Below are 16,478 nucleotides of genomic sequence, written 5' to 3' on the forward strand. Positions count from 1 at the left end.
CGGCTCGTCGAACAGCCCGCAGCAAATGCACATCGATCCAGGCAGCATGGGGGGCATGAGTCTGATGATCGTCCTCTCAAGATCAAACAAAAGATAATATCATTATATTTCATTATAATTTCTCTTTTTGAAGCGTTATTCACTCTGCTCAACGGCAGAACTAAATACTTCAAAAAGATTGTTTTCAGTGCTGAGCTTATGGGGTGGGCGTTCAGATGATGGGGCTTGAGGAGATGCGGAGCAGGTGGCCTGAAAAGTTTGCTCCAGAGAGATCCATATTCAGGAACATACATCCAGGTGACAGGATATTCATCGGAACCGGCTGCGCAGAGCCGCAGCATCTTGTGCGCTCTCTGATCGATTACGTCAGCAGGTACCCCACAGCCTTCTTCGACGCCGAGGTAATCCACGTCTCGACCCTCGGCGTTGCGCCATACACAGATGAGAAGTTCAGGCTGAACTTCCGCCTCGATTCGTTCTTCATAGGGGAGAGCACGCGAGATCCAATAAACCGCGCTGATGCGGATTACACTCCCATATTCCTCTCAGCGCTTCCGGAGCTGTTCAGGAATGGAACGATAAATGTCGACATGGCTCTCATACAGGCCACGCCTCCGGACGAGAACGGAGATATGAGCCTTGGAATAAGTGTGGATATAATGAAGGCTGTGATCGAGAACGCATCCAGGGTTGCCGTACAGGTCAATCCTCAGATGCCGTATGTCCATGGAGACACTCTCATTAATATAAAAGATGTCGATTACGTTGTTTACCATGAGGAGCCTCTTCTGGAGTACGTGGAGAGCGCGCCGACAGAGCTTGCTCAGCAGATAGGAAAATATGTTGCAAGAATCGTGGAGGACGGGTCCACGATACAGGTCGGCTACGGAAGCATACCGAATGCTGTTCTCTCGAACCTTCGTGACAAAAAGCATCTCGGGGTTCACACAGAGCTCCTCACGGATGGCATCGTTGAGCTCATGAAGAACGGCACTGTCGACAACAGCATGAAAACCCTCGATAGGGGGAAGACCGTGGCAACCTTCTGCATGGCCCGAAGAGAGACGTACAGGTATCTCGACAGGAATCCGGATGTGGAGTTCAGGCAGATCGATTACACCAACAACCCTCTGGTCATCGCAAAACAGAGGAACATGGTCGCGATAAACAGCGCGCTCGAGATCGATCTCACAGGTCAGGCCACGGCTGAGTCCCTTGGAGGAACACTGTACAGCGGAATAGGCGGCCAGGCAGACTTCATGAGGGGCGCGGCCATGGCTCCGGGCGGCAAGACAATTCTCGCTCTGCCGTCAACAGCGAAGAATGGTAGTGTATCGAGAATCGTACCGTGTCTTAGGAGCTGTGCCGGCGTGACGCTGACAAGAGGCGATGTAAGATACGTGGTGACAGAGCACGGCATAGCTTACCTGCATGGCAGAAACCTGCGGGAGAGGGCTATGGCACTGATAGCTGTGGCGCATCCGAAGTTCAGGGCGTGGCTGATCGAAGAGGCGAAACGGATGAACATACTCTACAGGGACCAGATCGTTCTCCCGGGATGGCAGGGGATCTACCCCGAGCACCTCGAGGTCCACAGGGTAACAAAGACAGGTCTGGAGATCCTGATGCGCCCTGTGAGAATCAGCGATGAGCCACTGCTGAAGGACTTCTTCTATTCGCTCTCAGAGGAAAGCAGGTACCAGAGGTTCATCTCTATGAGAAAAGAGGTCCCAAGAGATCTGCTCCAGAAGCTCACCATGATCGACTACACAAACAGAATGGTGATACTCGCCACGCTCCCAGGCAGGGAGAGGGATGTGGTGATCGGCATGGGCCAGTATGAGATCAACAAAGATAAATACACCGCAGATATCGCGCTTGCAGTCAGGGATGACTACCAGAACCAGGGCGTGGGGAGCGAGCTTCTATCGTACCTGACACAGCTTGCGAGGAAGAGCGGCCTTCTCGGATTCACCGCAGAGGTTCTGGCAGAGAACAATCGCGTTTTCAGGCTCTTCGAGAAGATGGGTTTTGAGGTGGAGAAGATCAACGACGCAGGAATATACTACATGAAGCTCAGGTTCAGAACATGAAGCTCAGGGCGTTTCGAGTTCTGCGCTGATCTCAGGCAGCGGTGCTGTTTTGTTTCGAGACAAGCTTTCTGCCCTCACGGCCGTCATTATGGCATGCGGTTCTTCGAGAGCCTCATGACCCTGATCTCGCGGGCCCTCATGAACGCCATGTCGCTCTCTGTGTACCTTCCCAGCGCCTTGAGCACGACCCCCTTGTTGTACCATGCATCTTCATCCCATGGGTTCAAAGATATCGCATCCTTGCATGCGCTGAGCGCCTCCTCGTACCGGCCGAGGTTGTAGAGGGACCATGCACGGCTCTTCAGTGCAGATACGTTGTCGGGGTCGATGCTGAGAACGCGATCAAAGCATTCCAGCGCATCCTCATATAGACCCATGGCCCGGAATGTTATGCCCTTCGCGTACCATGATTGAGCGTGCTCTGGATCAACTGAGAGGGCTGAGTTGAATGCCTCTATCGCCCTTGATGCCATTCCCATGGCTCTGTAGGCGATGCCCTTACCATGCCATGCCTGGACAGATCCCGGGTCGAGCCTGAGCGCCTCCTCGTAGCAGTCCAGAGCCTCATCGTACCTGCCAGTGCTGTGCATCGACTCGCCCATCCTGATCCAGCACGCTGAATCCGATGGGCTGAGCTCAAGAGCCCTCTCAAAGCACTCGAGGGCTTCGCTGTGCCGCCCGATCGTCTGGAAAGTCTCCCCGAGTATGCACCAGTCCCTGGCCTGTGAGGGGTCGAGATTCAGAGCCACACGGTAGGCCTCGATCGCCTCCTCGTACCGCCCCATGGAGAGAAGCGCCAGGCCCTTCTGCCTCCAGCTCTCCGCATCCGCAGGCCTGGAACCGATGCATCTCTCGATCCATGCAAGCGCATATTCAGGATCCCTGTCTATGGCCTCCTGATAGGAGGAGATCGCATCATCGCATCTTCCCAGAATGAAGAGCACCTCTGCGCGGCTCTCCCAGGCCTGGACGCACCCCGGATCAGCCTCTATGGCCTTGCTGTAGCACTCAAGGGCATCCTCATAGCGGGAAAGGCAGAAGCAGGCCATTCCCTTCCCACACCATGCCGCAGTATTCCCGGGATCGATCTCCAGCGCCCTGTTGTAATACTCTATCGCCTCCTCGTAAGATCCATCGAGGTACTTCTCCTCAGCCTTCTGCAGAAGAGCAGCGACGGAAACCATGTGAGATATTCACACGAATGTACGTTATAAAACTTGCCTCTTCAATGGATTATAGTATTCTGCATAATCTTATATAATATTTATATTACATAAAATTATCTATGAAGTTAGATGCATCCAGTAGTTTTTAAGTAAATTTATATGAAGTGATGCAGAAGACTATATATGGCTGCGGGATGCACATTGTTTGCTCATGCATGTTTATGCGTATGCATTTCTGAATCCCGACATGCCTTTCAGCAATTCGAGCCCACAGCCCTCAAACGCCGCTCAAGTGTTTCAGAACCGGATACACCCGCTGCTATGGGAAAATTTGATATACGAGATGTGCAGTAGGGTAACCGGAATGGGCGTGTGGCCTAGCCAGGAGCACTGGCCGGTGGCCTTGTTCCCTAGAAGCTGTTTAGCTAGAAAGGATATGGCGGCAGCCTCCTAAGCTGTAAGCCGGGGGTTCGAATCCCTCCACGCCCGCTTTTCTCCTCACGTATTGACATTTCCGAGCTTGCACACCGCTGGCTGTGCCTGAGCCTGTACGCCATCTGGACTCTTGTCGTGCACGCTTAACCGGACATGCAACACAGTTTCTCCTCTGGCTGCTGATGGGGAGCTGATCGATCACCAGCTCGCGCTCGCAGCCGACGCTTCGATCGGGTTCGACAGCTTTTTATGGTTTCGAATACAGCGGCGAGCAGGGAGAGAATTGAGCTTCAGATGGATCGCCTGGCCTGCTGCCCTCTGTCTGATTCTGGTAGGGGCTGCATGGGCTGCAGACTACGTGTTCAACGGTGCACTAAACCTGGGCACAGGCTACCGTGACACCGAGCTGCTGGGGCAGACCGCGGCTGGCGCCCACGGCCAGAAGTTCGCAGAGAAGATCATAGGCAGCGGAAGGTTTCGCGAGAGGAGCGCGTTCGAGCTCGATGTCATAAGAAACACCATAAACTTCACGCAGGATGCGGAGTTCGAGTACTTCCCCGTGTCGTATGGTGGCGGCGCCTATAACAGAAAGTGGTCGAACAGGATCTGTGTCATAAACTATGATGCAGGATCTGCTCTCACGGAGGTCTACACAGCCTCTGAGCTGATACACAGGAGCACCGAGATCAGGAGCACAGGAGCAGTAGGCAATGAGAGCCTCCAGGCAGGGATGGACGCCACGTTCATAGGCAGCGGGCGGATAGCCTGGATGACAAGCCAGAGAAACGACAAGCGCGCGGTGGAGCTGAGCAGATCTGTTGATGAGCTCACGGGCGTTTTCTCTGTCAAGAAATACGTGGACCTGAGCAACAGATCCGGCAGGCCCAGCAGGGTCGACTGGATTCCATGCGCCTAGAAGTCGAAGAGCGACCTCTGCCTCTTCTCCTGAGCCATCTCTTTGCCCTTCTCCTTCGCAGATGTCTCTTCTGGCTTCTCCCTCTCCCCCACCACAGTTTTAAGGCCGCGATCTATCATTGCGATACGCTCTGTCTCTATCATCTTTTGCGCGTCCTCGAAGATCCGCTGAACCTTCTTGGTGGATGGAGCGCTTCCGGTCAGCATCGCGATCTCCTCGATGTTCAGGCCGAGGGTTGCTGCAACCGCCGGTCCGGTCTTCTTGCTGTTCAGCAGGGCCCCGATGAAGTGGAGAAGCTCAGATCTGGCGTATGATGTGCTGACATGGCAGTGAGCCGCTATCTTTCTGGCAGCCGAATCCCTCACAGATCTGGCCTTTTTCGTCTGACCCAGCCTCTTCCAGAGGCTCGGCGGCCTGAACTGAGTGTAGCCCCTCCGCACCTTCGAGCTGACAGCTCTAACCCCACCGGTCATCAGGAATGCGGCGTACCTCCAGAGGGTGTAGTTCTGCCTTTTCTTAACCCTCCCCAGGAAGATGTCCGCTCTCGATAGACATTCGAAGCCCTTTGCGAGCTCTCGATCCCTGTACACAGCAGGCAGATTCTCATCGATCCAGTGTATGAGGTCCTCGGGGCTCTCGTCCAGCTGGTACGTGGCCTCAAGCGCGCTTCTCGCGTTCTCACCCTTGAATATCGCGTCGAGGACCTTGAATATCGAAGCCCTGACATCCCTCTCAGAGGTCGCGACGTCCTCCAGTCGCAGGTGCTTCAGACCACGTGCCGCAGCCTCAAGATCGTTTATCGCGCTGCGCAGATCGCCTCCGGACATCTCTGCTATATGCATTATGGCGTCCGGATCGCATTCTATACCCTCGCTCCTGCAGATCTCCCTGAGGAGCGATGCTGTGGTCTGCGCTCTTATCGATCGGAACTGAACCCCATGGCATGCGTCCCTGAGCGGCTTCTCTATATCGTAGTACTCGTTTGCTATGAGAACCACTGGCTGCGTCGCATCCCTTATCACTTTAAGAATAGCTGCTGCACCGCCCCTGTCGTATGTGCCGTGGAGGTTGTCAGCCTCATCAAGTATCACGAGCCTCCTTCTGCCGGAGAACGTGCTCACCTGCGATGCCGGACCCGCTACGCTCTTGATTATCTCCGCGGTCCGCTGATCACTGGCGTTGAGCTCTATGTGGTCCCAGTCCATCTCCGATGCCAGCGCTAGAGCCGCGGATGTTTTCCCGACTCCTGGAGGCCCGTAGAGGATCAGGCACTTCACCTCCGGCCTGCCCCCCTCCCAGGCCCTGGCCCATTCTCTCAGCTCGGCTACCGCCTTTGCGTTGCCCAGTATGCCATCAAGGCTTCTGGGCCTGTACTTCTCGGCCCAGCTGGTCATGCCTTTACCAGATGCCCTCCCTTCCCGTTATCTCAAACGCCTTTATCTCCCAGACGCACATATCCATCCGCTCGAGCATCTCCCAGGTGAACATCTTTCCGCCATGCCCGCCGATCCCGCTTCTCATGAAGGCATCGAACATCCTCCGCTTGGATTCCTGAGATCCTGAGAGCTGGGCTTTTCCATAGACTATGACGCTCCTCCACCGCTGACCCTCGAGCTCATCCACCTCGAAGCAGACATTGCTGTTTCTCCTCGCGATCTCGATCTTCTTTCCTGACGGCCTGGAGTGGAGTATTACAGTTTTATCCACGTAAACATATGACATCGGTATCACGTACGGGCGATCCTCGTATGAGAGCGCGAGCCGGCCGTACCTGCATCTCCTCAGCAGATCCTCACATTCACTCATGCTCATTTCACGAACGTTCATCTCTTATCACCCCCTGAGATGGCTGGGCTTATATCCCGACTCGAACACGCTGACGTTAAAAGGGTTTCACGGGTTACCATGAAGGCACCACACATGGATCAGACTGTGTCGATTCGTTTGGACGGGATCGACACCCATCCCAAACGCCTTCATCCTTCTGCCACGCCTATAATTCGCATGCGTGCTCAAATCACAGGCGCTGCCTTACGGAACTGCTCTGCTCCAGCCTGTAGGGTCTGCGCCCTGTACGGCATTCAGTAACCCCGGCGTATCATGTAATCCGCGAGCTCCAGAAGCAGCCTTTTCGCGGGAGAGTCCTCCAGTACATCGAGTGCACGCTTCCCCCTCTCGACGAACTCCTCCGCCCTCCGCCTGGCATAATCTATGGATCCGCATCTCCTAAGGGCCGAGATGGCCTCCCTCAGCTGATCCTGGCTGGCCTGGCCCTTCCCGAATATATCGAGCCTCACGCCCTTGGAGAGAGCATCTATTATTATCATTGTCCTCTTTCCCTCTAGGATATCCCCGCCGAGCCTCTTTCCCAGGACATTCTCAGGGACGGTCAGATCGAGTATGTCATCATGTATCTGAAACCCCATGCCCGTCAGCCTGCCGAACTCCTCGAGCCCTCCTGCCACCTCAGGCGGGGCTCCGCCAAGAGTCGCGCCGATCCACGCAGAGGCGCCGTAGAGCACTCCTGTCTTCTTCTCGATCATCTCGAGGTAATCTCTCTCGGTCACGCTCTCCGCGCGCTCGAACTCCAGGTCCTGCCACTGGCCCTCGCATATCGAAGTGCATGTCCTCGCGAGCATATCCATGGCAGCGAGCACCCTCTCAGGCGGCGCGTCCACCCTGGCGAGCATCTCGAACGCCTTCGAGTAGAGGGTATCGCCTGCGAGTATCGCCCCGGATGTCCCCCATATCACATGTACCGCGGGTTTGCCGCGCCTCAGAGAGGCGTTGTCCATTATGTCATCGTGTATTAGAGTGAAGTTGTGGACCAGCTCTATGGCGACAGCAGCCGGAACCAGGCGCGCAGCCTCACACCCCACTGACTCCCCGGCTATGAGAAGCAGCGATGGTCTGAGCCGCTTTCCGCCAGCTCCCAGCAGATGCCTGGCTGCGTCGTACAGCCCTTCAGGTCTGGAGACTGGCAGGAGCTCATCTATGGCTTTGGATATCAGATCAGCGCGCCTCCTGAGCTCAGCCTCCAGATCTCCTCCCTCCAAGGTTTTCATGATCTTCGACCTCTTCAAAACTCACCCGAGGAGCAGCTCCTGGCCGTTCCTGAGGAGATGTATCGAGTATCCCAGCTTGTAGCCCGTATCCTCGGCCAGCATGAGGTACTGCCCGTGGCTGTTGAGGTTGCCGTGGCTGGGTATCACATGCTCCGGGTTTATCATGCGCAGGAGCTCCCAGTGGTCCTCCCTGCATGCATGCCCTGAGACATGCACGTTATCGTATATCCTGGCGCCCTTCATCTTCAGCTTCGTCTCAACAGTGTGACGGTTGGACATGTTGAGGGGCTGTGGTATTATACCGGCACTGAATATGACTCTATCTCCAGATTCCACCCTGAACTCCGTCTCTCCGTTTGCGATCCTGCTCAGTATCGCCCCTGGCTCGCCCTGGTGGCCTGTCGTTATGGGCAGGTACTTGTCCTTCCCCTCGACCATTATCCTCTTCAGAGCCTTATCGACAGCCTTCCGCCTGCCGCACACCGCCAGCCCGTTCCCGCGCTCCGCATATCCTGTTCTTACAGCGGTCCCCCAGTACTTCTCCATGCTCCTTCCCAGAAGGATGGGCTTGCGGCCCATTTTGCGGGCTGCCTCTATTATGGCCTTTATCCTGGCGATATGCGATGAGAATGTGGTCACAAGTATCCCAGAGTCGGTCTCCTCTGTTCCCATGAGAACATCCCAGACGAGATCCTTGGCGATCTGCTCCGATGGTGTCTTCCCTGAGACCCCCGCGTTTGTCGTCTCCGTTATCAGCGCCAGAACGCCCTCCCTTCCGAGCTGTCTCAGTCTCGGGAAATCCGGGGGCTCTCCCAGCGTCGGGCTCCTGTCGATCTTGAAGTCGTTTGCGTAAAGTATTGTCCCATGCTTTGTGTGGAGCGCGGCGAAGACGCAGTCCACTATGCTGTGCTGGACCCTGATGAACTCCAGCTCTATGTCCGGGGTCACCTGGTACCTCTCTCCTGCCTTCAGGCTGATGACCTCGTTGTTCACCCTGAATATCCTCTCAGCCTTTATCTCCTGATTTACAAGATCAGCTGTGAACGGAGTGGCTATGATTGGCGCGCGGTATTTGTGGGCCAGCTTCGATACCGCGCCTATGTGATCCAGGTGTCCATGAGTGCACACAATCGCCTTGACCTTCGATGCGACCCCGTTCAGAATGCTGTCATCCGGTATTGCGCCCATCGCTATGAGATCCGAGGAGTGAAGCGACTCCACATCTGTGTCCTCATGTATCTGGACCCTGTCCAGGCGGATCCCCATATCCATTATTATTATGTCGTTGTCGACTCTGATGGCAGTCATGTTTCTTCCGATCTCGTCGTATCCGCCGACTGCCATTATTCCTATGCTGCTCATCTTCACACTCTCTTTTACCTTTTTGAAGAAAAAATCTTTGTATCGATGCCCCGCTGCTCCAGGATCTCCCGCGTCCTGCCAGTTATTATCATGGGCACCCTGCCCAGCTCCTGGATGCTTCTCGATCCTGTGAGAAACATCGATATCCTGAGCTCTCTCACGAACCTTTGAAGAACACTGACGACAGCTGCACTTCCCTTCGTCGCGGGAGCGAGCAGGGGAAGCGCTGCGCCGGCCATGAACGCGCCCAGCGCGATGCTCCTCGCCACATCAATGCCGCTCCTCACGCCCCCCGATGATATCACCTGGGCTCCTGCACGTGAGCACTCTATCACCGAGACCGGAGTCGGTATTCCCCATTCTGCGAAGAGCATGCCGATCTCCTTGGACTCTGCATCACCGCGCAGCTCCGCCCTGTACGCCTCAACCATCGACCAGGATGTCCCTCCGGCACCGGCGACATCTATGATCTTGATACCGGAATCGACGAGCATCCTCGCATCCTCGAACGGGATCCCGGCTCCGGTCTCCTTGACGATTATCGGCAGCCTGAACCTCGCCTCCTTCAGAGATTCGAGAACGCCTGCCGCGTTCTTCTCGCCCTCTGGCTGTACTGATTCCTGGAGGAAGTTGAGATGAACAGCTACCGCATCTGCATCCACCATCTCCGCAACCCTGTCCAGGACCTCAGGACCGTATCTGCGCAGCTGGACCGCCCCTATGTTCCCCACCACAGGCACATCGGGAGCGAGCTCTCTAACTACTGAGAATGTGTCCTCAAGATCAGGATGCTCAAGCGCGGCACGCTGCGATCCGACCCCGATCGCGATGCCGGTCTCCTGAGCCGCGATGGCGAGGTTCGCGTTGATCTCCCTGGCATCAGGATGGCCCCCGGTCATCGCACTGATCATCAGCGGCGCGGAGAGCCTCCTGTTGAGAAACATGCATTCTGTGCTCACATCAGACTCATCGATCTCAGGCAGGGCTCTGTGCAGCAGGATCAGATCATCAAATGCTCTGTGTTTTGAGATCACCCGCTTCTCCAGGCATATCTCTATGTGCTCAAGCTTCCTGCGGACCGTCTCCATGCTCTCTACCTGTGATCAGTGTGCCGAGACGCTCTCCCGATAGCGCCCTTCTGACATTTCCGGACACGCCGGCGTTGAAGATCCTGGAGTCTATACCGATCTCAGCGAGCCTCACAAGCTCCGCGAGCTTCCCGCGCATGCCTCCAGTCACATCAACTCCTTTTGCAGGCAGAAGATGAGGTTCAAGGGAGTGCATGCGCTCAGGTGTTATACAGCTCAGAACTCTTCCGTCAATCATGATGCCATCCACATCTGTGCCCATTGCGACCATTCCAGCTCTCAGAGCTCTCGCAAGATACGATACGATCTGGTCTCCGGAGACTATGCCGGCGCCTCTGGAGACATCCATCGCGACATCGCCGTGGAGCACAGGGGTCATGCCGCGCCTGAGCATCTCTGTGATCACCTCAGTGCTCATGAGATGAATCCTGCCATCCCTCAGAACAGCATTGCTCAGCGGATGCACAGGCAGCGCATCGACTCCTGCATCATGCAGCGCCTCGACCACGATTCTGTTGAGTTCAGAGACGGAGAGGTGTGTCTTGAGCAGACCCTCCCCGCTGAACCTCTCAGGAAGCCCGAAGTTCCTGGCGTGAATGTGGCCGAAGGATCCTGCACCATGAACGACTATCAGATCCTCAATCCCCGACAGCTCATGAGCGATCCGGGATATCTGATCCAGCCTGGCGGTGGCCAGCCTGCTCTTATCTGTGATTATGCTCCCGCCCAGCTTCAGTATCTTCAGCATAATTATTCTACAGAAACACCGCCGCATCCGGTCCTGACCGCAAATGCCCTGCCCCTTGCCTGTGATATCGCGGTGATGGTTCTCAAGGACGCGCCCATCCTTGGAAGGGCTATCATGCAGCCACCACCACCTGCGCCTGTCAGCTTTGCTCCCAGCGCCATTCCAGCGCCCCGAGCAGCATAGACTAGCTCGCTCAGCTCCCTCGTCCCGACCCCGATCGCCTCAAGGAGTCCGTGGTTTATGTTCATGAGCATCCCGAGCTCCTCGAGCTCCAGGTTCTCTATGCATGGCACTGCCTTCCTCGATATTACGCCTATGGCCTTGAATATAGGGTCCACGATCTCCGGATACCTCGACTTCAGCTCCTGTACCCGCGCGACCTCTGCTCTCGTATCATGTGGAACTGATGTGCAGCCAACGACAATATCAAGAGAGGGAAGATCAAGTGGCCTGACACCATCGGAGATCTGCACGTATCCGCCGAATGCAGCAAGCGCCGTGTCCATCGGGCTCCCCAGGCCCCTCTGGACCGCCTTCTCGATCCTGTGGGCCTCTGCCGCGATGCTTCTTGCATCCATATCGATGCCCATGTGGTGGCTCAGGGCGGCAAGCGTTGCAACGACTATCGCAGCAGAGGAGCCGAGGCCTGATGCCACAGGTATATCAGAAGAGACCGTGATCCTCACATCCCTAGCACCGAGCGTCTTCACAACCGCAAATACATACCTGGCAGCAGCTGCAGCCTCCTCGGAGCTTCCGAGAGATACGACCCTGCCATCAGAATCGATCGAGAAGCCGGAGAGCCTCAATCCCAGTCCATGTATGTCGATCTCAGTCTTTCCGGGAAGATCATCAACAGATACCCTGGCGCGCAGATCTATCGCAGTGCCCAGCGCTGGAGCGCCTGATACAACAGCATGCTCCCCGAAGAGTATGACCTTCCCGGGGGCTGATGCCGCTGTCATACTCCTCCTAGGTGAATATCACAGCCCCATAGCCCACGACCTGGCCGCGGTCGCCTGTCACATCTCCGCTGGTCGCATAGCGCAGAAGCTTCCCCATGCTCGCGCCCAGACGCCTTGAGGCTGTTATCGTCGCTGCCATGGGCCCGTAGCCGCAGACACCATGTCCATAATACCTGGAATCGAGCATCTCGATCTTTGAATACAGACCGTCGATATCCATTCTTATCACTGATTCCAGTACCGATGTATCAAGCTGCCTCGCGGTCTCATGTCTGAGATAATGCGTGAGATCGCTGGACGCTATCACAGTGCAGCTCCTTCCGAGCCTAATGATCGCATCCGCCACGGCCTCACCGACCTCGACGGCTGTCTCCTGGTCCTGCATGCCCATGCAGATCGGGAGTATCCTGAAGCCTGAGAAGCACCTCTGGAGAAACGGCAGCTGAACCTCTATCGAGTGCTCCTCCATGTGAGCCATCTCATCAGGAGCCACTATCGAGCCCTCAAGGGCATCGGCGAGCTCAAGATCAACGGGAACACTGCCCAGCGGGGTCCTCCAGGTCTCCCTGCTCACGGCAACTGGAAGCCCGAGGCCGGTGTGGTTCGGGCCTATCAGGACATACGTCTCGCGCTCTGGAAGCCTCGCGTACACCTCGGCTGCAACAGACCCTGAATATATATAGCCGGCATGCGGCACCACTGCGCCGATAACTGGCAGGGGCTCACGCTTCAGCCCGCGAAATGCAGAGCTGAGCTCTGCGAGCAGCACCTCGGCCCTTGCCGGGTAGAACATACCGGCCGCAGCTGGTGGTCTCATCTCTAGAACTCCATCTCGAAGTCCGATACGGTGTACTTGAACCTGTCCTCCTCGCCGCGCTCGCGCAGGACCTGCCTCGCAAGAAGCCAGTAGATCAGCGTCAGTGCCTTCCTGCCCTTGTTGTTTGTGGGTATCACCAGATCGACATTCGATGTCATGTTGTTGGTGTCGCAGAGCGCCACCACAGGTATGCCGATATCCACAGCTTCCTTGACAGCCTGGCCATCGCCGGCCGGATCTGTGACTAAAAGCACATCAGGCTCTATGTATCCCGCGAACGATGGATTTGTCAGGGTGTTCGGTATGAACCTCCCGACGTTCGCCCTTGCGCCCACAGCCTTCGCGAACATAGTGGCGGGCCTCTGGCCGTACTGCCTGGCAGAGACGACAAGTATCTTCGATGGCTCATAGTTCGCCAGAAACTTCCCTGCAAGCCGTATCCTCTTGTCTGTCGCCTGAACATCAAGAACGTAAAGACCGTCTGTTCTGACCCTGTAGATGTACTTCATCATGTCGCTGGTCTTCTGCTGCGTTCCGATGTGAACACCAGCAGCAAGATATTCGTCTATGGGGATCAGGGTCTCATAATCGCCCTCGACGGTTATCACCTCTTCTTCAACCAATCAATTCACCTACCTTTTCCGATCACGTTTCACGGTTATAGGTATAACACCCAACCTCATCTCTTCAAGAGCTATTTCGAGAGGGTCTATGGATTCCGTCCTTATTAACACTGGGGCTCCCATGAAAATCTGCAGAGCACGTGCTCCCACTATCCTGGCTCGCTCAAATCGAGTATATTTCTCGCCCTTCAAATAGCCACCTCAAAAGGAAGAGTATGATGGGGTTGCTGAGATTCGAACTCAGGTCACAGCGTCCCGAACGCTGTAGGATGGACCAGGCTACCCTACAACCCCCTTTCTCTCTACTGGTACCTGCGGAGCATATCCACGATCTCAACATGGGAGAGAAGCATCCGCCTGCAGCAGTACCTCTCTATCCCGAGATCGTCCATCACCTTTCCAGGTGGTTCGGATTTGATCCGCTCCCTGTACTCTTCCCACACGCTGGAGATGACCTTCCCACAGGAGAAGCATCTTACCGGGATCAAGGTACCTCACCTGTAGGACTTCTGGTACTTCGCTCTGGCACCAAGTCCGCCAAACTTCTTCTTCTCCTTCTGTCTGTGATCGCTTACAAGAAGGTTTCTGTCGTACTCGGCATATGCCTCCTTCAGAGCGGCATCACCGGTCCACTCGATTATGCCCCTCGCCAGGGCAGTCCTGACGGCATCCGCCTGACCCATGACGCCACCGCCCCGCACCGAGACGTCGACATCGACGCTAGAAAACGCCTCTGTCGCCATGATTATCGGCTCCATCATCTTCATCCGGGCCAGGGCAGGCTCGACGATCTCGAGAGGCACATTGTTTATGCGGATTCTGCCCTTGCCCTCCTTGAATGTCGCCCTGGCGATTGCAGTCTTCTTCTTTCCTGAGGAGTTGACCACCTTCATGAAGATCCTCCCTAGAACTTCGAGCCGAGCATCCTGCTCAGCTCGCCAAGCTCAATGTAGCTTGTGGTTCGCTTCACCTTGGCTCCATCCGGCTGCTCAAAGGCCATGCCGCTCAGCTCTGGAGGTACGCCCACGTAGACCCTGAGGCGAGCCATCGCCTCTCTACCCCTGCTGGTCTTGTAGGGAAGCATCCCCCTCACAGTCCTTTTAAGGATGCGATCAGGGCGCTTCGGGAAGTACGGCCCCTTCTCACGGGTGCCCTTCTCCAGCATCTCGCGATACTCGCGGAGGACCGAGTCCTTACTTCCGGAGATTATGGCCTTCTCAGCGTTCACTATCCTGATCTCCTCCCCCTGGAGAAGACACTTAGCGGTTATGCTGGCCAGACGGCCCATAACCAGACCGGTCGCATCGAAGATCATCGCACTCACCTCAGAATCTTTATGCCAGTCCCCTTCGGATGGAGCCTTATGAGCTCCTCTATCTTCATGCATCTTCCACCCGCGGATACTATCTTCGACGCTGCCTGCTCGCTGAAACCAAGCGCTGCAACTGTTACCCTGTGATCTATCTCTCCGGCCCCAAGGACCTTTCCAGCGACCAGCACCGTGTCATCATCTCCAGTGTGCCTGTTGATCTTGCTCAGATTGACCGCGGCGTAGTTTCGCCTCGGCTTCTCGAGCCTCTCGGCAACATCACGCCAGATAGCGGCCTTGCTCTCACGTGAGGCAGCCTTGAGATCGCTGATGAGACGGACCAGTCTCGGGTTAGTCTTCTTGATAATCTTCATCCAAATCCTCCGCAAAGCCTCGCCAGAGACCGACTCACGCGCACAGCGCGTTCGAACATCAGTTCATGCGCCAAGGGCCACCCGGCCCTCATGCGGATATCACTCTCGAACAATCCGCCAGTATATAAGGGTTTTCACGTCTCCGGGTCGATCTCCGGAATTCATGGTTTGAAGTATCTGAGATGCATCATCAATCGACTGCAAGAGGTGCCGTGCATCTGCCACGTCTCCAATGCAACTTCTCGAGGAAGTCTGTATTTCGAGATGATATGAGTATGCACCGTGGGATCTATCTTGGCGGACCTGTCTGCTGCACCTCCCCGATCTCCACAGGACAGAGCTCCTCTCCGCGCGCTTTCTTGCATATCTCGCACATCCTCTCTATGAGGTCAACAGCATCTCCGTTCATGAGATCCTCTGCAAGCCTGGCTATCTCCTCCCTGATGTCATCTCTGAACACTATGTTATATCCTCTCTTTCCGGAGACGTACTGCGAGACTGCCGCAGGTGTGACATCCATCAGCCTTGATACCTCTCTCTGGGATACCCCTCGCCTTACCAGCTCCTGTGCTATCGTGGCCCGTATTCCTGGGAGAACCTCCCACACAATCTCCTCGCATGGCGATCTCATACCATCAGAACCTTTATCATGACGATAGTTCCACTGAGTGACCTCTGGCAGATAAACGTTCGCCAGATGGAGTGTTGCGAGCATTTATGGACTGGAGGCCGTCATCGCTGGTCCCAAAGCATCTCATAAGAAGCGCGGAGGCAGATAAACGGCTCGAGCTGTTCATGGTAACCTCTGTGGCGACTATCTTGTGCATAAGGTTCATCCTGCATGCCACCGGCTACCCGCAGCTCGCGGTCCGGGGGCTCCACATAGCGCATGTGCTCCTCGGCGGAGCCCTTATGATCCTCGCGATTGTTATACTTCTCGCATTCATAGACCGATACTCCTCGGATCTCGCAGCCGTTATCGGCGGGATCGGTTTCGGCGCGTTCATAGATGAGCTAGGGAAGTTCGTGACGATGGACAACAACTACTTCTTTCAGCCAACCATCGCACTGATCTACATAACCTTCGTGCTCCTTTACATCTTCTTCCAGATGATAAACGGTGAGCAGCTTACGCATGAGGAGCGTCTCTTAAACGCCCTCGAGCTGGTCAAGGATGCTGTCATCAAAGATCTTGATATCCAGGAGAGAAAGAGGGCGCTTGAGCTGCTCGACGGGTGCGATCCATCTGATCCCCTGGTCAGGGTGTTCAAGGATATGCTGGCACGGATGGAGTGCATCCCGGCACCGGATCCCGGAATTTATACGAGATGCAGCCTGCATTTCGCATTAACATTCATTTTCCGAACAATTTTCTCTGCATGGCCTGCGACAAACATTTTTAGCCGGCTCACAGGTTTGGAGAGAGGAGCAGCTTAGATGGAGACAGACACGCGATCAATGGATCATTTAGGGATAGTAGCATCAGTTTTTGACCAGCTTGGTATAGCGGATGTTAT

Annotated in this window: 19 protein-coding genes and 2 tRNA genes; 4 read left to right on the plus strand and 17 right to left on the minus strand. The window is 55.6% G+C overall.

Annotated elements, in window-relative coordinates:
- The first annotated feature begins 215 nt into the window (after positions 1-215).
- Positions 216-2,093 (plus strand): GNAT family N-acetyltransferase, encoded by a 1,878-nt coding sequence (locus QFX31_RS05555; protein ID WP_348531147.1) that lies wholly within the window; start codon positions 216-218, stop codon positions 2,091-2,093.
- An 86-nt stretch (positions 2,094-2,179) separates the two neighbouring features.
- On the opposite strand, the gene QFX31_RS05560 is transcribed toward QFX31_RS05555, so the two are convergent.
- On the minus strand, positions 2,180-3,277 hold the full coding sequence (locus tag QFX31_RS05560; RefSeq protein ID WP_348531127.1) for a tetratricopeptide repeat protein: 1,098 nt from the start codon (positions 3,275-3,277) through the stop codon (positions 2,180-2,182).
- A 348-nt stretch (positions 3,278-3,625) separates the two neighbouring features.
- Between QFX31_RS05560 and QFX31_RS05565 the strand changes: the two genes are divergently transcribed.
- Together QFX31_RS05565 and QFX31_RS05570 are read left to right on the plus strand one after the other, a co-directional pair.
- A tRNA-Arg gene (locus QFX31_RS05565) sits at positions 3,626-3,748 on the plus strand.
- Positions 3,749-3,977: 229 nt separating this feature from the next.
- Positions 3,978-4,610 carry a hypothetical protein gene (locus QFX31_RS05570; protein WP_348531128.1) on the plus strand — a complete coding sequence of 211 codons (633 nt, stop codon included), beginning with the start codon at positions 3,978-3,980 and terminating at the stop codon, positions 4,608-4,610.
- On the opposite strand, the gene QFX31_RS05575 is transcribed toward QFX31_RS05570, so the two are convergent.
- The 16 genes from QFX31_RS05575 to QFX31_RS05650 form a co-directional block, all read right to left on the minus strand.
- Entirely contained in the window at positions 4,607-6,004 is a 1,398-nt protein-coding gene (locus QFX31_RS05575; protein WP_348531129.1) for a replication factor C large subunit, read from the minus strand. The genes QFX31_RS05570 and QFX31_RS05575 overlap by 4 nt on opposite strands.
- A 4-nt stretch (positions 6,005-6,008) precedes the next feature.
- Positions 6,009-6,416 carry a pyridoxamine 5'-phosphate oxidase family protein gene (locus tag QFX31_RS05580; RefSeq protein ID WP_348531130.1) on the minus strand — a complete coding sequence of 136 codons (408 nt, stop codon included), beginning with the start codon at positions 6,414-6,416 and terminating at the stop codon, positions 6,009-6,011.
- A 275-nt stretch (positions 6,417-6,691) separates the two neighbouring features.
- Positions 6,692-7,675 (minus strand): polyprenyl synthetase family protein, encoded by a 984-nt coding sequence (locus QFX31_RS05585; RefSeq protein ID WP_348531131.1) that lies wholly within the window; start codon positions 7,673-7,675, stop codon positions 6,692-6,694.
- 21 nt (positions 7,676-7,696) lie between these two features.
- A complete protein-coding gene (locus tag QFX31_RS05590; RefSeq protein WP_348531132.1) occupies positions 7,697-9,037 on the minus strand; it encodes an RNase J family beta-CASP ribonuclease in 1,341 nt (446 codons plus the stop codon).
- 14 nt (positions 9,038-9,051) lie between these two features.
- Positions 9,052-10,125 carry a type 2 isopentenyl-diphosphate Delta-isomerase gene (fni, locus tag QFX31_RS05595; RefSeq protein ID WP_348531133.1) on the minus strand — a complete coding sequence of 358 codons (1,074 nt, stop codon included), beginning with the start codon at positions 10,123-10,125 and terminating at the stop codon, positions 9,052-9,054.
- Positions 10,100-10,873 (minus strand): isopentenyl phosphate kinase, encoded by a 774-nt coding sequence (locus tag QFX31_RS05600; protein ID WP_348531134.1) that lies wholly within the window; start codon positions 10,871-10,873, stop codon positions 10,100-10,102. The genes fni and QFX31_RS05600 overlap by 26 nt, the downstream gene beginning before the upstream one ends.
- Positions 10,874-10,875: 2 nt before the next feature.
- The gene (gene mvk, locus QFX31_RS05605) at positions 10,876-11,838 is read right to left on the minus strand and encodes a mevalonate kinase (protein WP_348531135.1); all 963 of its coding nucleotides are present in this window, start codon (positions 11,836-11,838) and stop codon (positions 10,876-10,878) included.
- A gap of 7 nt (positions 11,839-11,845) precedes the next feature.
- Positions 11,846-12,655 (minus strand): MEMO1 family protein, encoded by an 810-nt coding sequence (locus tag QFX31_RS05610; protein ID WP_348531136.1) that lies wholly within the window; start codon positions 12,653-12,655, stop codon positions 11,846-11,848.
- A gap of 2 nt (positions 12,656-12,657) precedes the next feature.
- Positions 12,658-13,278: a 30S ribosomal protein S2 gene (gene rpsB, locus QFX31_RS05615; protein ID WP_348531137.1), complete on the minus strand. Its 621-nt coding sequence runs from the start codon at positions 13,276-13,278 to the stop codon at positions 12,658-12,660.
- A gap of 9 nt (positions 13,279-13,287) precedes the next feature.
- Positions 13,288-13,470 (minus strand): DNA-directed RNA polymerase subunit K, encoded by a 183-nt coding sequence (locus QFX31_RS05620; protein WP_296609615.1) that lies wholly within the window; start codon positions 13,468-13,470, stop codon positions 13,288-13,290.
- A 27-nt stretch (positions 13,471-13,497) separates the two neighbouring features.
- Positions 13,498-13,572, minus strand: a tRNA-Pro gene (locus tag QFX31_RS05625).
- An 8-nt stretch (positions 13,573-13,580) separates the two neighbouring features.
- Positions 13,581-13,766 carry a DNA-directed RNA polymerase subunit N gene (locus QFX31_RS05630; protein ID WP_348531138.1) on the minus strand — a complete coding sequence of 62 codons (186 nt, stop codon included), beginning with the start codon at positions 13,764-13,766 and terminating at the stop codon, positions 13,581-13,583.
- 6 nt (positions 13,767-13,772) lie between these two features.
- Positions 13,773-14,171, minus strand: a complete 399-nt coding sequence (locus QFX31_RS05635) for a 30S ribosomal protein S9 (protein WP_348531139.1) — start codon at positions 14,169-14,171, stop codon at positions 13,773-13,775.
- Between the two features lie 11 nt (positions 14,172-14,182).
- Positions 14,183-14,593, minus strand: a complete 411-nt coding sequence (locus QFX31_RS05640; RefSeq protein WP_348531140.1) for a 50S ribosomal protein L13 — start codon at positions 14,591-14,593, stop codon at positions 14,183-14,185.
- 5 nt (positions 14,594-14,598) lie between these two features.
- Complete coding sequence (locus QFX31_RS05645) at positions 14,599-14,961, minus strand: 50S ribosomal protein L18e (RefSeq protein WP_348531141.1); 363 nt, start codon at positions 14,959-14,961, stop codon at positions 14,599-14,601.
- Positions 14,962-15,250: 289 nt separating this feature from the next.
- Positions 15,251-15,592 (minus strand): helix-turn-helix domain-containing protein, encoded by a 342-nt coding sequence (locus QFX31_RS05650; protein ID WP_348531142.1) that lies wholly within the window; start codon positions 15,590-15,592, stop codon positions 15,251-15,253.
- 86 nt (positions 15,593-15,678) lie between these two features.
- Between QFX31_RS05650 and QFX31_RS05655 the strand changes: the two genes are divergently transcribed.
- Positions 15,679-16,398 carry a hypothetical protein gene (locus QFX31_RS05655; RefSeq protein WP_348531143.1) on the plus strand — a complete coding sequence of 240 codons (720 nt, stop codon included), beginning with the start codon at positions 15,679-15,681 and terminating at the stop codon, positions 16,396-16,398.
- The last annotated feature ends 80 nt before the right edge of the window (positions 16,399-16,478 follow it).

The organism is Methanothrix sp., assembly GCF_030055635.1.
Classification (GTDB): domain Archaea; phylum Halobacteriota; class Methanosarcinia; order Methanotrichales; family Methanotrichaceae; genus Methanothrix_B.

Coding starts and splice junctions, on each gene's coding strand:
- QFX31_RS05560 (WP_348531127.1), bottom strand. CDS start 3,277: ATGGTTTCCGTCGCTGCTCTTCTGCAGAAGGCTGAGGAGAAGTACCTC.
- QFX31_RS05635 (WP_348531139.1), bottom strand. CDS start 14,171: ATGAAGGTGGTCAACTCCTCAGGAAAGAAGAAGACTGCAATCGCCAGG.
- mvk (WP_348531135.1), bottom strand. CDS start 11,838: ATGACAGCGGCATCAGCCCCCGGGAAGGTCATACTCTTCGGGGAGCAT.
- QFX31_RS05600 (WP_348531134.1), bottom strand. CDS start 10,873: ATGCTGAAGATACTGAAGCTGGGCGGGAGCATAATCACAGATAAGAGC.
- QFX31_RS05650 (WP_348531142.1), bottom strand. CDS start 15,592: ATGAGATCGCCATGCGAGGAGATTGTGTGGGAGGTTCTCCCAGGAATA.
- QFX31_RS05610 (WP_348531136.1), bottom strand. CDS start 12,655: ATGAGACCACCAGCTGCGGCCGGTATGTTCTACCCGGCAAGGGCCGAG.
- QFX31_RS05585 (WP_348531131.1), bottom strand. CDS start 7,675: ATGAAAACCTTGGAGGGAGGAGATCTGGAGGCTGAGCTCAGGAGGCGC.
- QFX31_RS05575 (WP_348531129.1), bottom strand. CDS start 6,004: ATGACCAGCTGGGCCGAGAAGTACAGGCCCAGAAGCCTTGATGGCATA.
- QFX31_RS05555 (WP_348531147.1), top strand. CDS start 216: ATGATGGGGCTTGAGGAGATGCGGAGCAGGTGGCCTGAAAAGTTTGCT.
- QFX31_RS05640 (WP_348531140.1), bottom strand. CDS start 14,593: ATGATCTTCGATGCGACCGGTCTGGTTATGGGCCGTCTGGCCAGCATA.
- QFX31_RS05645 (WP_348531141.1), bottom strand. CDS start 14,961: ATGAAGATTATCAAGAAGACTAACCCGAGACTGGTCCGTCTCATCAGC.
- QFX31_RS05580 (WP_348531130.1), bottom strand. CDS start 6,416: ATGAGTGAATGTGAGGATCTGCTGAGGAGATGCAGGTACGGCCGGCTC.
- QFX31_RS05655 (WP_348531143.1), top strand. CDS start 15,679: ATGGACTGGAGGCCGTCATCGCTGGTCCCAAAGCATCTCATAAGAAGC.
- QFX31_RS05590 (WP_348531132.1), bottom strand. CDS start 9,037: ATGAGCAGCATAGGAATAATGGCAGTCGGCGGATACGACGAGATCGGA.
- fni (WP_348531133.1), bottom strand. CDS start 10,125: ATGGAGACGGTCCGCAGGAAGCTTGAGCACATAGAGATATGCCTGGAG.